The sequence below is a fragment of the Streptomyces sp. NPDC058257 genome (assembly GCF_042881845.1).
Classification (GTDB): domain Bacteria; phylum Actinomycetota; class Actinomycetes; order Streptomycetales; family Streptomycetaceae; genus Streptomyces.
In genome coordinates, this window is record NZ_JBHVXJ010000004.1 from 152451 (window position 1) to 167317 (window position 14867).

Sequence of the window (14867 nt, forward strand, 5' to 3'; positions counted from 1 at the left end):
TCGTCTGAGGAGACTAGTGCTGTGACCGGGATCAAGACGACCGGCGAGAAGAAGTTGATGCTCTTCTCCGGCCGCGCCCACCCCGAGTTGGCCGAGGAGGTCGCACACAAGCTGGGTGTCGGCATCGTGCCGACGAAGGCTTTCGATTTCGCCAACGGCGAGATCTACGTGCGGTACCAGGAGTCGGCTCGTGGCGCGGACTGCTTCTTGATCCAGAGCCACACGGCTCCGATCAACAAGTGGATCATGGAGCAGTTGATCATGATCGACGCGCTGAAGCGCGCGTCGGCCCGCTCCATCACCGTGATCGTGCCGTTCTACGGCTACGCGCGCCAGGACAAGAAGCACCGCGGCCGTGAGCCGATCTCGGCCCGCATGGTCGCCGACCTGATGAAGACCGCGGGCGCGCACCGCATTCTCACGGTCGACCTGCACACGGATCAGATCCAGGGCTTCTTCGACGGCCCGGTCGACCACCTCTTCGCGCTGCCGATCCTCGCGGACTACGTGGGCGCGAAGGTCGACCGCGACAAGCTGACCGTGGTCTCCCCCGACGCCGGTCGCGTCCGTGTCGCCGATCGCTGGTGCGACCGTCTGGGCGCCCCGCTGGCCATCGTGCACAAGCGCCGTGACAAGGACGTCGCCAACCAGGTCACCGTCCACGAGGTCGTGGGTGAGGTGAAGGGCCGCGTCTGCGTCCTGGTCGATGACATGATCGACACGGGTGGCACGATCTGCGCCGCCGCCGACGCGCTGTTCGCGCACGGTGCGGAGGACGTCATCGTGACGGCGACGCACGGTGTGCTGTCCGGCCCGGCCGCGGACCGTCTGAAGAACTCCAAGGTGAGCGAGTTCGTGTTCACGGACACGCTGCCCGACCCGGGCGACCTGGAGCTCGACAAGATCACGGTGCTCTCGATCGCGCCGACCATCGCGAACGCGGTGCGTGAGGTCTTCGAGGACGGTTCGGTGACGAGCCTCTTCGACGAGCAGGCCTAGTCCCCTGCGGGCTTACTGAAGATCGATTTCTGAGGCGGCCTCCCCGCCGGGTAGACTCACGGAGTTGCTCGGCGAGGGAGGCCGTACTCATAGCAGTACGGCGGTCCGTTATCGACGCGCTCTTCGTAGCAGGCCAGTAAGTCGTGGCCGGGTGACCGACTCTGTTTCGTCACCGCTCATACGAGGAGTGCACATGCCCGAGGTGAAGATCACCGCCGAGGTCCGCAGCGAGTTCGGCAAGGGTGCCGCCCGCCGTCTGCGTCGCGCCGACAAGCTGCCCGCCGTCGTCTACGGCCACGGCGCGGACCCCGTCCACATCGCCCTGCCGCACCACGGCACCCTGATGGCGCTCAAGACCGCGAACGTCCTGATCAACCTGGACATCGACGGCAAGAGCCAGCTGGTCATCCCCAAGGCCGTCCAGCGTGACGCCGTGCGTACCGGCATCCTCGAGCACGTCGACCTCCTCCTCGTCCGCAAGGGCGAGAAGGTCAACGTCGACATCTACGTCCACACCGAGGGCGAGCTCGCCCCGGGCGGCAACCTGCTCGAGCACGTGCTCAACGCGCTGCCCGTCGAGGCCGAGGCCACGCACATCCCGGAGTCGGTCACCGTCTCCATCGCCGGTCTCGAGGCCGGTGCGACCATCCTCGCCAAGGACATCCCGCTGCCCGCCGGCACCACGCTGAACGTCGAGGACGACGTGGTCGTTCTCCAGGTTCTGGCCGCGCAGGCCGAAGAGGCCGAGGCCACCGAGGGCGAGGCCGACGCCACCGAGGCCTGAGCCTCGATCGCGATCGACCGAGCTCGATCCAGTTTCGGCTGAGTTCGACTCTCCCAACCGCCGCTCCGCGCTCCTGCGCGGGGCGGCGGTTGGGCTATGAAGGAGACATGCAGATGACGACGGACCCCAGCGCGCCCTGGCTGATCGTGGGTCTGGGCAATCCAGGCCCTGGGTACGCCATGAACCGGCACAACGTGGGTTTCATGGTGGCCGATCTCCTCGCGGAGCGGATCGGCGGCTCGTTCAAGCGGAGCGGGCGTACGCAGGCGCAGGTGCTGGAGGGCCGGATCGGTCCCGCGGGTCCGGCGAGCCGCCGTGTCGTGCTGGCGAAGCCGATGTCGTACATGAACGTGTCGGGCGGTCCCGTGACGGCGCTGCGCGACTTCTACAAGGTGCCGACGGCGAACATCGTCGCGGTCCACGACGAGCTGGACATCGACCACGGCACGCTGCGGCTGAAGCTGGGCGGCGGCGACAACGGTCACAACGGTCTGAAGTCGATGACGAAGGCGATGGGCCCGGACTACCACCGGGTGCGGTTCGGGATCGGGCGTCCGCCGGGTCGGATGCAGGTGGCGGACTTCGTCCTGAAGGACTTCTCGTCGGCGGAGCGCAAGGAGCTCGGCTACTTCGTGGACCGGGCGGCGGATGCGGCCGAGGCGCTGGTGATCGAGGGGTTGGAGCGGGCGCAGAGCGCGTACAACTCCTGAGCTGTTGACTCGGCGCAGCGCCATGGCCAAGGATCGCCGCCATGAACGCGCTGCTTCTCGTACGCCGGACGGTGATGGGCGGGCTCGCGGCGCTGCTGCTTGTCGCGGGCGTCTGGGCGTCCTGGGGCACGGCGCGGCACGTGATGCTCTCGGATGAGCGTGAGCGGGGCACGATGCGGGTGACGCGCTGCTCGTCCGACAAGTGTTCCGGGCCGTACGTCCCTTCGTCCTCGCCCTCGTCCTCATCCTCGTCCTCGTCCGCCGGCTCCGAGGCGCGCGAGCAGGTCGTGATCGACCGCTCGATCGGGGAGAAGAAGGGGGTGCGGATTCCGGTGGTCGTGAAGCCGGGCACCTCCGAGGTGGTCCGCACGGGTGGGCCCGGGTTCCTCCACGCGTGGCTGCCGCTCGGCGGGGCGCTGCTGCTGTCCTCGGTGGTGGTGGCGGGCGGCCTGCGCCTGCCCCGCACGGCGTGGGCCCTGGCCCTGGCGGGCGGCGTACTCCTGACGGCGTCTTTCGCGGCGCTGGTGTTCTGACTCCGGCCACACACGAGCCCGCCGCTTCGCGGCGGATGCCTCTCGCCCACCCACCCGATTACCTGGGGTAATGGGTGGGTGGGCGGGGAAAAATCCGGCAGGACAGGTGGCACCCCGCGGGAATCGGCGGCACCGGGGCGCCTCCGTCGGACCCGCCGGGACCCGGGCCGAGGGCGCCCCGCCAGGGCCCGGCGGCGACGAACGCCCCGCCCGCCCCGCGCGGCAGGCGCCCCCGCCAGCAGAAATCAGCCGGTGTTCCGCAGCCCCGCAGCCACACCATTGACCGTGAGGAGAAGCGCGCGCCCCAGCAAGGGGTCCGCTTCCTCGCCCGCCGCGGCAGCGTCCCGCTGGCGCTTCAGGAGGGCGACCTGGAGGTAGGAGATCGGGTCCAGGTAGGCGTCCCGGATGCCGAACGTCTGCTGGAGCTCCGGGTGGGTGCCCAGGAGCTCCCCGCCGCCGGTGATCCGCAGGACTTCCCGCACCGTGAGCGCGTGCTCCGCCTCGATCACGTCGAAGACGTGCTTCAGCTCGTCGGGGACGAGCGTGTCCACGTAGTGGCGGGCGATCCGCAGGTCCGTCTTCGCCAGCGTCATCTCGACGTTCGAGATGAAGTTCTGGAAGAAGTGCCAGTGCTCCTGCATCTCGCCGAGCACGGTGTCCAGACCGGCCTCACGCAGCGCCTTGAGGCCCGAGCCGACGCCGAACCAGCCCGGCACGATCTGCCGCGACTGCGTCCAGCCGAAGACCCACGGGATGGCGCGCAGGCCGTCGAGCGAGACACCCGAACCGGGGCGGCGGGAGGGCCGCGAGCCCAGGTGCAGGTCGGCGAGCTGGTCCACCGGCGTCGAGGCGAGGAAGTACGTCGGCAGGTCCGGGTCCTCGACGAGCTCGCGGTAGGCGGAGTGCGCCGCGTTCGAGACGACGTCCATCGCCGCGTCCCAGCGGGCGAGCGCCTCGTCGGACTGGCGGGGAGCCGTGTGCAGGGCCGAGGCCTGCAGCGTGGCCGCGACCGTCAGCTCCAGGTTCTCCCGGGCCAGCGAAGGCACGAGGTACTTGTCGGAGATGACCTCGCCCTGCTCGGTCACCTTGATCTCGCCCTCCAGGGTGCCCCAGGGCTGAGCCAGGATCGCGTCGTGCGAGGGGCCGCCGCCACGGCCGACCGTGCCGCCACGGCCGTGGAAAAGGCGCAGCCGGACGCCGTAGCGGTGCGCGACGTCACGCAGCCTGCGCTGCGCGCGGTGGATCTCCCACTGCGAGGTGGTGATGCCGCCGAACTTGGAGGAGTCCGAGTAGCCGAGCATGACCTCCTGGACGTCGCCCCGAAGCGCCACCAGCTTGCGGTACGAGGGGTCGGCGAGCATCTCGTCGAGGATGACGTCGGCGGCGCGCAGCTCGTCCGTCGTCTCCAGGAGCGGCACGATGCCGATCTTCGCCCAGCCCGCGTGCAGGTCGATGAGTCCGGCCTCGCGTGCGAGGACGGACGCCGCGAAGACGTCGTCCGCGCCCTGGCACATGGAGATGATGTAGGACTCGATGACCTCGGGCCCGAAGACCTGAAGGGCCTTCTTGATGGTGAGGAAGACCCCGAGGGTCTTCTCCCCGGCGGCGTCGAGCGGAGCCGGGGAGGGGCCGAGCGGCCTGCGCGAGCGCAGTTCCTTGGCGAGCAGCTTCTGCCGGTACTCGCGCGGCATGTCCACGTAACGCCAGGACTCCTCGCCCAGGCGGTCGAAGAGCTGGCCGAGCGCGTGGTGGTGGGCGTCGGCGTGTTCCCGTACGTCCATGGTGGCGAGCTGCAGACCGAACGCGGCGAGCGTGCGGATCGTGCGGTTCATCCGGCCGTCGGCGAACAGACCGCCCTTGTGCTCGCGCAGCGAGGTCTGGACGAGGGTGAGGTCGTGCAGGAGTTCACCGGTGCCGAGGTAGTCGCGCCCGTCCTCGTGGGACGTGCCGCGGGCCAGGCGCTCCTTGGTGTTCTCCAGCTTCTGCCGGATGCAGGTGGCCTTGAGGCGGTAGGGCTCTTCGGAGTTCAGCCGCTTGTAGCGGGGGCTGATCTCGGGCAGCCGCTCCAGGTCGAGCTGGAGGGAGGCCTTGAGCTCCTCGGTGGCTCCGGTGTAGCGGATGGAGTTGGAGAGGAAGCCGCGCAGCTCGTCGACGAGGGCGACGGCGTCGTTGATGCCGTGCTCGTGCTGGAGGATCAGGACGTCCCAGGTGACGGCGGGCGTCACGTTCGGGTTGCCGTCGCGGTCGCCGCCGATCCAGGTGCCGAAGGTGAGCGGACGGGTGCCTTCGGGCAGCTCGACGCCGACCCGGTCGAGTTCGGCGGTGAGGTCTTCGAGTACGTCCCCGACGGCGCCGGCGTGCAGCTCGTCCAGGTAGTAGATGGCGTTGCGTGCCTCGTCCGCGGGTTCCGGACGGACCACGCGCAGCTCGTCGGTCTGCCACACCAGGTCGATGCTCTCGGCGAGGCGGGTGTCGTGGCGGCGCCGGTCGGACTCGATGACCGGGGTTTCCAGGAGCTCGGCGATGCGGCGCAGCTTGTTGAGGACGGAGCGGCGTGCGGCCTCGGTGGGGTGCGCGGTGAAGACGGGGCGCACGTTGAGGTGCTCCACGGTCTGGCGCAGGTGCTCGGGGTCGGCGTCCTTGAGCCGGTCCGCCGTACGGGCGAGGAGTCCGCCCTCGGCGGCGCGCCGGGCGCGCAGCTCGCGTCCGCGGTGGACCTGCTCGGTCACGTTGGCCAGGTGGAAGTACGTGGAGAAGGCGCGGACCAGCTTGGCCGCGGTCTCCAGTTCGGTGCCACCGAGCAGGCGGGCTGCGGCCTCGCCGTCCTCGCGGGTCAGGCGGCGGACCTTCTCGACCAGTTCGAGGAGCTCCGAGCCCTCCTGACGTACGAGGGTCTCGCCGAGCAGATCGCCGAGGCGGCGGATGTCGGCGCGCAGCTCGGTGCTGGCTGTGGTGGTCTGGTCGTCGGCACTGCTCACAGGTGCGGCTCCTTGCAGTGTTGAAGCACGTCAGGTCTGGGAGGGGGGTCCCCGGCCGGATGGGAATCCGCGTTCCGGGGGAAGTAGAGAGCGGACCGCGCTGTCCGACCGTTTCCAAGGATAGGTGTCACATCGCGGCACGGACTCGCAGCCTCTTGCCGCCAGGTTCCGCGCTGCCATACTTACGACGCCGTAAGTTACGGGACCGTAGATTACGCGGAACCCGTGATCGTGCGCCCGCCGCACTCGCGTCGTGACCCTCAACCCTCGACCCCACAGGGGACGTGCCCATGCCGACATCTTCCGATGCGTATTCCGACACCGATGTGATCGAAGACGCTTCGCGATCGACGACCGACGCCTCATCGGCGTCCTCTCCCGCGTCCACGTCCGCGACGCTCGGCGGTGAGCAGAAACGGTCCCTCGAGCAGATCACGCTGCTCCTGTTCATCATCGTCCCGTTCCTCGCCCTGGTGGCGGCGGTGCCGCTGGTCTGGGGCTGGGGGGTGAGCTGGCTGGACCTCGGTCTGCTCGTGTTCATGTACTACCTGGGCTGCCACGGCATCACGATCGGTTTCCACCGGTACTTCACGCACGGCTCCTTCAAGGCGAAGCGTCCGTTGCGGATCGCGCTCGCCGTGGCGGGGTCGATGGCGGTGGAGGGGCCGCTGGTCCGCTGGGTGGCGGATCACCGCAAGCACCACAAGTTCTCCGACGCGGAGGGCGACCCGCATTCGCCGTGGCGCTTCGGCGAGACGGTGCCTGCCCTGATGAAGGGCCTGTGGTGGGCACATATCGGCTGGATGTTCGACGAGGAGCAGACGTCGCAGGAGAAGTACGCGCCGGATCTGATCAAGGACCCGGCGATCCGTCTCGTCTCGCGTCAGTTCCTGCTGTGGACGATCGTGTCGCTGGCGATCCCGCCGCTGGTCGGCGGCCTGGTGACGATGTCGTGGTGGGGCGCTTTCACGGCGTTCTTCTGGGGCTCGCTCGTCCGGGTCGCTCTGCTCCACCACGTCACGTGGTCGATCAACTCGATCTGTCACGCGGTGGGCAAGCGCCCCTTCAAGTCGCGCGACCGCTCCGGCAACGTGTGGTGGCTGGCGGTCCTGTCCTGCGGCGAGTCGTGGCACAACCTCCACCACGCCGATCCGACGTCGGCGCGGCACGGTGTGCTCAAGGGTCAGGTCGACTCGTCGGCGCGGATCATCCGCTGGTGCGAGCAGCTGGGCTGGGCGACGGATGTGCGGTGGCCGTCACGGTCGCGGATCGACGCCCGCCGGAAACAGAAGACCGTCGGCGCGGCATGATTGACGACGTGGCGACCGACTCCAGCAATTCCAGCCCCTCCAGCAAAGAGAAGCAGCCCCGGCGTGCGCGCCGGACCCGGATGACGGGTGCCGAGCGCCGGGAGCAGTTGCTGGACATCGGCCGCACGCTCTTCGCCGCCAAGGGCTTCGAGGGCACGTCGGTGGAGGAGATCGCGGCGAAGGCCGGCGTCTCCAAGCCCGTCGTGTACGAGCACTTCGGCGGCAAGGAGGGGCTGTACGCGGTGGTGGTGGACCGCGAGATGCGGGCGCTCCTCGACGGTGTGACGGGGGCGCTGACGGCGGGGCATCCGCGCGAGCTGCTCGAACAGGCGGCGTTCGCCCTCCTCGACTACATCGAGACGTACACGGACGGCTTCCGCATCCTGGTCCGCGACTCGCCGGTGGCGCAGTCGACAGGCACGTTCGCTTCGTTGATCTCGGACATCGCGACGCAGGTGGAGGACATCCTGGGCCAGGAGTTCAAGACCCGCGGCTTCGACCAGAAACTGGCCCCGCTGTACGCGCAGGCGCTGGTCGGCATGGTGGCCCTGACGGGCCAGTGGTGGCTGGACGCGCGCAAGCCGAAGAAGGCGGAGGTGGCGGCGCATCTGGTGAACCTGGCATGGCACGGCCTCGACGGCCTGGAGCCGAAGCCGCGGCTGATAGGCCACCGCAAGAGCTGACCGCGGCGCGGGGCTGTGGGCGGTGCCTTGCGGTGACCCCCTGCGGCGCGGGGCTGTGGCGGGTGCCTTGCGATGCCCCCCCCTGCGGCGCGGGGCTCGGGGCGGGTGCCCTGAGCTGTCTGCGCCCTCCAAGGCCGCCGCTTCGCGGCGGATGTCTCCCGCCCACCCGCCCGAATACCCCGGGTGATCGGGCGGGTGGGCGGGGAAGAATCCGCCGCGAAGCGGCGGTTCAGTGCGGGGGCCACAGCGGCGGCAAGGACCCCGGCTCGGGTTCCTCCGTCATACCGAGCACCCCGCAACAGAACGCCCGCAGCAGCCCCTCGCTCCCCGGCGGAGCCGCCAGCTGGACATGGTCGATGGATGTCAGGGGCATGAGAGGTCAGCGGCATAAGAGGTCAGGGGCATAAGACGTCAGCGGCATGAGAGGTCAGCCCTTGCGCCGTGCCACCGCGAACACCCTGCGGAAGGGGAAGACCGTGCCGCCCCCGAGCCCGCCCCCGGCCCCGCCCACGGGATAGGCATGGCGCAGCAGCTTCGCGTACTCGGAGAGGAACTCCTCCCTCGCCTCCGCGTCGTCCGCGAGCGCCGAGAGGACCGGACGAAGGCCCGTCCCCTTCACCCAGTCAAGGACGGGGTCATCGCCCTCCAGGAGGTGCAGATACGTCGTCTCCCACGCATCCACCTCGCACCCCAGCGAGACGAGCCGCTCCAGATAGGCCGTCGGCGAGAGCACCGCGTCCGCGTGGCGCAGCCGCCCGCCCAGCCGGTCCCGCCACCGCGGCGACTCGCTCAGTTCGCGCATCAGGACGTGGCTCGGGGCGTCGAAGTTGCCGGGGACCTGGAGGGCGAACGTTCCGCCGGGGGCCAGCGCCGCCACCCAGGCGGGGAAGGAGTCCGCGTGGTCCGGCACCCACTGGAGCGTGGCGTTGGACAGGATCAGGTCGTACGTCCCCTCGGGCGGCGCCCAGTTCGACGCGTCCGCCGCGTCGAAGTCGAGGCGCCCGCCGCCGGACGTGGGGCCCGCGAGCCGCTCGGCCCGCTCCAGCATCTGCGGGGAATTGTCGAAGCCGGTGACGTGCGCCGTGGGCCAGCGTTCGGCGAGGAGGCGGGTGACGTTGCCGGGGCCGCAGCCCAGGTCGGCGATGCGGGGCGTGCGGCCGTCGGCGGCAGGGAGTTCGGGGATGCGGGCCAGCAGGTCGACGAAGGGGCGGGCCCGGTGGCCGGAGTGACGCAGGTACTGGCCCGGGTCCCAAGTAGGGGCAGGGCTGGGGCTGGGGGCGGCGGACATGGGAGCCTCCTCTGGGCGCGGAGCACGGAGCACGGAGCACGGAGCACGGCACACGAACCTCGCGCCCAAGGTTCGTACCGGCGTCATGTCGCCTTCGTACGGGCGCCACGGACGTCGTATCTCCATCCTCGGCCCGAAGTATCTTGACGTCAAGAGACTTCATGTCGACAGATCCCCTACACTGATCGCCATGGAGGACGAGGTCGATCGGCTGGTGGCAGCATGGCGCCGAGAGCGCCCTGACCTCGACGTGGAACCACTCGAGGTGCTCAGCCGTGTCAGCAGGCTCGCGCGGCATCTCGACAGGGCCCGGCGGCTCGCGTTCTCCGAGCACCATCTGGAGCCGTGGGAGTTCGACGTACTGACGTCGCTGCGGCGCGCGGGCGCGCCCTATCAGCTCTCCCCCGGACAGCTACTGACCCAGACCCTGGTGACGTCGGGCACGATGACCAACCGCATCGACAGGCTCGCGAAGAAGGGCCTCGTCGAGCGGCTGCCCGACCCCAGCGACCGGCGGGGCGTGCTCGTGCGGCTGACCGAAGAAGGGCAGGACCGCGCCGACCAGGCCCTGGCCGGACTCCTCAAGCAGGAGCGGGCGATCCTCGCCGAACTCTCGCGCGGACAGCGCGGCGAACTCGCCGCGCTGCTACGCCAGCTGACCGCCCCGTTCGACAACATCCCCGGCTAGGTCGACAGGGCCCACCCCGGCCCTGCGCGCGAGCGCGACGGCCGCGAGCGTGGAGTGGACGCCCAGCTTCCCCAGCACGTTCTGCATGTGCGTACGCACCGTGTGCGGGGAGAGGAACAGCCTTTCCGCCACCGCCTTGCGGCCAAGCCCGGCCACCATGCAGCGAAGCACCTCGCGCTCGCGCGGAGTAAGGGACTCCACGAGCCGCTCGGATTCCGTGCGGTGCTTGCGGGCGGCCGTCAACTCACGCAGGACGCCGGTGAGCAGCGCGGGCGGCAGATGGGTCTCCTCCCGCAGCACCCCCCGGATGACCGTGAGAAGCCGCGAGAGCGAGCAGTCCTTGGCGACCCATCCCGACGCGCCCGCCTGGAGCGCGAGCGCGGCCCGGCGCGGGTCGTCCTTCTCGGCGAGCACGACCGTACGGACCATCGGCTGGCCGGAGCGGACTCCGGCCACCAGCGAGATACCGTCGACCAGACCGTCCGCGTTGCCCTCCTGCACCGAAGGCGCGGGGCGGACACCCTGCATGGCGCTGGCGGAAGCGCCCAGGTCGGCGTCGACGAGCAGCACGTCATATCTGCGCCCCTCGGCTATGGCCCGCTCAAGGCAGCGCAGTGCGGCCGGGCCGCTGCCCGCCGCGGACACGTCGACGTCGGGCTCCGCCGCCAGTGCCGCTGCGAGCGACTCGGCGAAGATGCGGTGGTCGTCGACGACCAGGACTCGGATACGAACCACTGAAAAACCCCCTCCCCCAGGCTCTCCGCGGAGAGCAGGGGATACCCCGACGTCGGAGGACGTACGGTGCGGGTACGACACCTGGAACGGGGGTCGCCGCAGCCGCTCGGCCGCCGCCGAGCTGTGACCGCTACCCCCATCGCCGGGCGTCGTACCCGACTGTCTCGCCCCCTGATCAGTGCCGGCCCCCACCGGCACTGCCACTCAGAGTAGGGCCGGACGGCAGGAGCGGAAGGTAATTTACAGAACTGACTGGCCAGCGCGTTTATGGTGAGCCGTATGTTTCGTATTGAGACAGGAGTCGACAAGGACAGGTCCGCTCTGCTCCTCGCCCGGCTCCAGGACTCGAACAACGCCGCGTCACCCGTGATCCGCGCCCTGCGCGGCACCCCGCAGGACCGTGAAGTCCCGCTGGCCGTATGGCTGATGGAGCGCACGGAAGGCCTGGTCGGCGGCCTGGCGGGGCACACCTGGGGCCGCTGGCTCCACGTGAACCATCTCTGGGTCAGCGAGAACCACCAGGGCGCGGGCCTCGGCGCCCGGCTGCTCGCGGAGGCGGAGCGCATCGCGCGGGAGGAGCGGGACTGTCTCAACTCCCGTGTGGAGACATGGGACTTCCAGGCCCCGGGGTTCTACCGCGGTCAGGGGTACGACGTGGTGTCGGTGATCCCGGATTACCCGCAAGGCGCGAAAGAGTTCACCCTGACGAAGAGATTGGCCTGATGCGCCGGGCCCCTCGCGGCCACACCGCCATGGGGCCGCGAGGGGCCCGGCGGCAGTCCCCGTCCACGTACACGGTCCGCCGCCGACCCCAACCCGCCTCACCGACAGGTGAGTTGACTCAACACCGCGTCATGCCAGGCGGCGCGCGCCCGCCGACGGCACCGCCGGGAACACCCGCGGAGTCGTGTGGCCCGCCGAGGTGAACGCCTCAAGGATCGACTTCGTCACCGGCTCCGCGTCCACCTCCTCCACGAGGACGATCGCCGAGCCGCCGAAGCCGCCCCCGGTCATCCGGGATCCGAGCGCCCCGGCCGCGTTCGCGGAGGACACGACCAGGTCCAACTCGTCGCAGGAGATGCGCAGATCGTCCCGCAGCGAGATGTGACCCTCGGTCAGGACGGGGCCGATCGCCCGTACATCGCCCGTGTCGAGCAGGCCGATGACCTGCTCGACGCGGTGGTCGTCCGAGACGACGTGGCGTACGTAGCGGCTGATCTTCTCGTCCGCGTCCGTCAGCTTCTCCAGGGCGGCGGGGAGCTGCGCGTACGGCACGTCCCGCAGGTGGGAGACGCCCAGGATCCGCGCGCCCTCCTCGCATCCCGCGCGCCGCTCGGCGTACGCCCCGTCGCCCAGCTCGTGCTTGACCCGGGTGTCGACGACGAGGAGCTGCAAACCGTGCGCGGCGAGGTCGAAGGGGATCTGCCGTGTCGTCAGGTCGCGGCAGTCCAGGTGCAGGGCATGGCCCTCGGTGGCGCACGCTGATGCCATCTGGTCCATCACGCCGCACGGCACGCCGACGAAGGCGTTCTCGGCCCGCTGGGCGATGACCGCCAACCGCGGCGCGTCCAGGCCGAGTTCGTAGAGGTCGTTCAGGGCGAGTGCCGTGACGACCTCCAGGGCCGCCGATGAGGACAGGCCCGCCCCCGTCGGCACGGTCGAGGCCAGGTGGATGTCGGCGCCCCCGAGGGCCGCGTGGCCCGCGTCCCGCAGCGCCCACACCACGCCCGCGGGGTAGGCGGCCCAGCCGCCCTGCCCGTATTTCGACAGCGGGGTCAGCTCGTCGACGCGCAGCTCGGCGACCGGTGCGTCGATGTCCGCCGAGTGGAGCCGCAGGACGCCGTCGGTGCGGCGCGCCACGGCCGCCACCGCGGTGTGCGGCAGCGCGAGCGGCATCACGAAGCCCTCGTTGAAGTCCGTGTACTCGCCGATGAGGTTGACCCGGCCCGGTGCCGACCAGACCCCGTCCGGCTCATACCCGTACAGCTGCGAGAACTGGCCCGCTACGTCCATCAGTTTCCCCTTCAACCCCTCATTAACGCTGGGCGAACGCCCACGCGTCGGCGACGATGTCCGCGAGGTCCGCGCGGGTCGGATTCCAGCCGAGCCGCTCCCGCGCGGTGGCCGCGGACGCGACGAGTACCGCCGGGTCGCCGCCGCGGCGCGGGGCCATGACCTCGGGGATCGGGTGTCCTGTGACCTGGCGGGCGGTTTCGATGACCTCGCGCACGGAGAAGCCGTTGCCGTTGCCGAGGTTGCAGATCAGGTGCTCTCCGGAGGTGGCCGCCTCGACCGCGAGGAGGTGCGCCTGCGCGAGGTCCGCGACGTGGATGTAGTCGCGGACGCAGGTGCCGTCCGGGGTCGGGTAGTCGTCGCCGTAGACGGAGATGGCCTCGCGCCGGCCCTGCGCGACCTGGAGGACGAGGGGGATCAGATGCGACTCGGGGTCGTGCCGCTCGCCCTGCTCGCCGTAGGCGCCCGCCACGTTGAAGTAGCGCAGCGAGACCGCGCCCAGGCCGTGGGCGGTGGCCTCGCCGGTGATCATGTGGTCGACGGCGAGCTTCGACGCGCCGTAGGGGGACGTCGGGGCGGTCGGGTCCGTCTCGGTGATGGGGGTGCTGACCGGCTCGCCGTACGTCGCCGCCGTGGAGGAGAACACCAGCTTGCGCACGTCCGCGTCGCGCATCGCGGCGAGCAGCGCCATCGTGCCGCCGACGTTGTTGTCCCAGTACTTCTCGGGCTTCACGACGGACTCGCCGACCTGTGAGAAGGCGGCGAAGTGCAACACGGCGTCGTAGGAGGAGTCCAGCCACTTGGCGGCATCGCGGATGTCGCCCTCGATGAACTTCGCACCGGCCGGGACGCCCTCGCGGAATCCGGTCGAGAGGTTGTCCAGGACGCTCACCTCGTGCCCGGCCTCGATCAGATGCTGGGCCACCACGCTTCCCACATAGCCCGCCCCGCCGGTGACCAGGTACTTACCGCTCATGAACTCGCTACCTCTCGCAGTCGCTGGGCCGCGGCTTCCGGCGGCACGTCGTTGATGAACACGCTCATGCCGGATTCGGAACCCGCGAGGAACTTCAGCTTGCCCGAAGTGCGGCGAATGGTGAAAAGCTCGAGGTGGAGCGCGAAGTCGTCCCTATTGACCCCTTCGTGCTCGTCGAGCGGGCCGAAGGGTGCCTGGTGCCACGCCGCGATGTACGGAGTGAGCGCCTCGCCCTCGCCCTCGCCCTCGCCGAAGATCCGGTCGAAGCGCCTCAACAGTTCCAGATAAAGCTTGGGGAACTCTGTGCGTGCCGCCTCGTCGAGCCCGAGCAGGTCCGCGACGCGGCGCTTGGGGTAGAGGTGCACCTCGTAGGGCCAGTGCGCGGCGTGCGGGACGAACGCCACCCAGTGCTCGCCCTCCAGGACCACGCGCTCGCCGGCCGTCTCATCGGCCACGACGTCGTCGAAGAGGTTGCGGCCCGTCGACTCCTTGTGCGCGGCGAGCGACCTCAGCATCAGGGACGTACGCGGCGTGACGAAGGGGTAGGCGTAGATCTGGCCGTGCGGGTGGCCCAGGGTCACGCCGATCTCGGCGCCGCGGTTCTCGAAGCAGAACACCTGCCGCACGGCAGGAAGGTGCGCGAGCTCGGCGGTCCTGTCCGTCCACGCCTCCAGGACGAGTCCGGCCTGTTCCTCGGTGAGGTCGGCGAAGGACGAGTCGTGGTCGGAGGTGAAGCAGACGACCTCGCACCGTCCCGCGTCCCCGGCAAGGGAGGGGAAGCGGTTCTCGAAGACCGCCACGTCGTACGAGGAGTCGGGGACCTCGCTCAGGCGGTCGCCGTCGGACGGGCAGAGCGGGCACTGGTCGGCCGGCGGGTGGTAGGTGCGGCCCTGGCGGTGCGAGGCGATGGCCACCGCGTCGCCGAGCAGCGGGTCCCTGCGGATCTCCGATGTGGTGGAGATGGGGTCCAGGGGCCTCATGTCGACTGCGCCGCGCACGGCGTCGTCACGCGAGTCGTAGTAGATGAGCTCACGACCGTCTGCGAGACGGGTCGAGGTCTTCTTCACGTCCGGGGCTCCTCACCAACACCCACACCCAACATAACCGAACATAACAAATCACAAGGCAACAGCATCGTCAATGCCGCGCTCAAACACGTTGCCCGACAGC

At 69.9% G+C, this 14867-nt stretch carries 14 protein-coding genes and 1 pseudogene; 8 read left to right on the forward strand and 7 right to left on the reverse strand.

The features are described from left to right. Positions 1-21: 21 nt before the first annotated feature. From ACFVXC_RS13160 to ACFVXC_RS13175, 4 genes are all read left to right on the forward strand, one after another. Positions 22-999 (forward strand): ribose-phosphate diphosphokinase, encoded by a 978-nt coding sequence (locus ACFVXC_RS13160; protein WP_389904715.1) that lies wholly within the window; start codon positions 22-24, stop codon positions 997-999. 193 nt (positions 1000-1192) lie between these two features. Continuing rightward, on the forward strand, positions 1193-1783 hold the full coding sequence (locus tag ACFVXC_RS13165) for a 50S ribosomal protein L25/general stress protein Ctc (protein ID WP_389904716.1): 591 nt from the start codon (positions 1193-1195) through the stop codon (positions 1781-1783). 107 nt (positions 1784-1890) lie between these two features. Next, entirely contained in the window at positions 1891-2493 is a 603-nt protein-coding gene (gene pth / locus ACFVXC_RS13170) for an aminoacyl-tRNA hydrolase (protein ID WP_389904718.1), read from the forward strand. Positions 2494-2534: 41 nt separating this feature from the next. Next, complete coding sequence (locus ACFVXC_RS13175) at positions 2535-3026, forward strand: hypothetical protein (protein WP_389904721.1); 492 nt, start codon at positions 2535-2537, stop codon at positions 3024-3026. A 245-nt stretch (positions 3027-3271) separates the two neighbouring features. Here the strand turns inward: ACFVXC_RS13175 and ppc are convergent, their stop codons facing one another. Further along, positions 3272-6004 carry a phosphoenolpyruvate carboxylase gene (ppc, locus tag ACFVXC_RS13180; RefSeq protein ID WP_389904724.1) on the reverse strand — a complete coding sequence of 911 codons (2733 nt, stop codon included), beginning with the start codon at positions 6002-6004 and terminating at the stop codon, positions 3272-3274. 290 nt (positions 6005-6294) lie between these two features. On the opposite strand from ppc, the gene ACFVXC_RS13185 reads away from it, so the two are divergent. Beyond that, positions 6295-7314 carry an acyl-CoA desaturase gene (locus tag ACFVXC_RS13185; protein WP_389904726.1) on the forward strand — a complete coding sequence of 340 codons (1020 nt, stop codon included), beginning with the start codon at positions 6295-6297 and terminating at the stop codon, positions 7312-7314. Then, the gene (locus tag ACFVXC_RS13190) at positions 7311-7997 is read left to right on the forward strand and encodes a TetR/AcrR family transcriptional regulator (RefSeq protein WP_383285354.1); all 687 of its coding nucleotides are present in this window, start codon (positions 7311-7313) and stop codon (positions 7995-7997) included. Before ACFVXC_RS13185 ends, ACFVXC_RS13190 begins: the two co-directional genes overlap by 4 nt. 253 nt (positions 7998-8250) lie before the next feature. Here ACFVXC_RS13190 and ACFVXC_RS13195 read toward each other — a convergent pair. Together ACFVXC_RS13195 and ACFVXC_RS13200 are read right to left on the reverse strand one after the other, a co-directional pair. Continuing rightward, positions 8251-8370, reverse strand: a pseudogene (locus ACFVXC_RS13195) (glyoxalase); the annotation flags it as partial. Between the two features lie 54 nt (positions 8371-8424). Further along, positions 8425-9285, reverse strand: coding sequence for a trans-aconitate 2-methyltransferase (locus ACFVXC_RS13200; RefSeq protein ID WP_389904729.1), 861 nt, complete (start codon positions 9283-9285; stop codon positions 8425-8427). Positions 9286-9475: 190 nt separating this feature from the next. Here ACFVXC_RS13200 and ACFVXC_RS13205 point away from each other — a divergent pair, with 190 nt between their 5' ends. Further along, positions 9476-9973: a MarR family transcriptional regulator gene (locus ACFVXC_RS13205; protein ID WP_351162962.1), complete on the forward strand. Its 498-nt coding sequence runs from the start codon at positions 9476-9478 to the stop codon at positions 9971-9973. Here the strand turns inward: ACFVXC_RS13205 and ACFVXC_RS13210 are convergent. After that, complete coding sequence (locus tag ACFVXC_RS13210; RefSeq protein ID WP_360770453.1) at positions 9932-10708, reverse strand: response regulator transcription factor; 777 nt, start codon at positions 10706-10708, stop codon at positions 9932-9934. The two genes, ACFVXC_RS13205 and ACFVXC_RS13210, sit on opposite strands and share 42 nt — an antisense overlap. 267 nt (positions 10709-10975) lie before the next feature. Here ACFVXC_RS13210 and ACFVXC_RS13215 point away from each other — a divergent pair, with 267 nt between their 5' ends. After that, positions 10976-11431 (forward strand): GNAT family N-acetyltransferase, encoded by a 456-nt coding sequence (locus tag ACFVXC_RS13215; protein ID WP_389904733.1) that lies wholly within the window; start codon positions 10976-10978, stop codon positions 11429-11431. Positions 11432-11560: 129 nt separating this feature from the next. On the opposite strand, the gene galK is transcribed toward ACFVXC_RS13215, so the two are convergent. From galK to galT, 3 genes are read right to left on the reverse strand one after another with little or no spacing between them, the layout of a single operon-like run. Beyond that, entirely contained in the window at positions 11561-12721 is a 1161-nt protein-coding gene (galK, locus tag ACFVXC_RS13220) for a galactokinase (RefSeq protein WP_389904736.1), read from the reverse strand. 22 nt (positions 12722-12743) lie between these two features. Continuing rightward, positions 12744-13697, reverse strand: coding sequence for a UDP-glucose 4-epimerase GalE (gene galE / locus ACFVXC_RS13225; protein WP_389904739.1), 954 nt, complete (start codon positions 13695-13697; stop codon positions 12744-12746). Next, a complete protein-coding gene (gene galT, locus ACFVXC_RS13230) occupies positions 13694-14764 on the reverse strand; it encodes a galactose-1-phosphate uridylyltransferase (RefSeq protein ID WP_389904742.1) in 1071 nt (356 codons plus the stop codon). Before galT ends, galE begins: the two co-directional genes overlap by 4 nt. Positions 14765-14867: the final 103 nt, after the last annotated feature.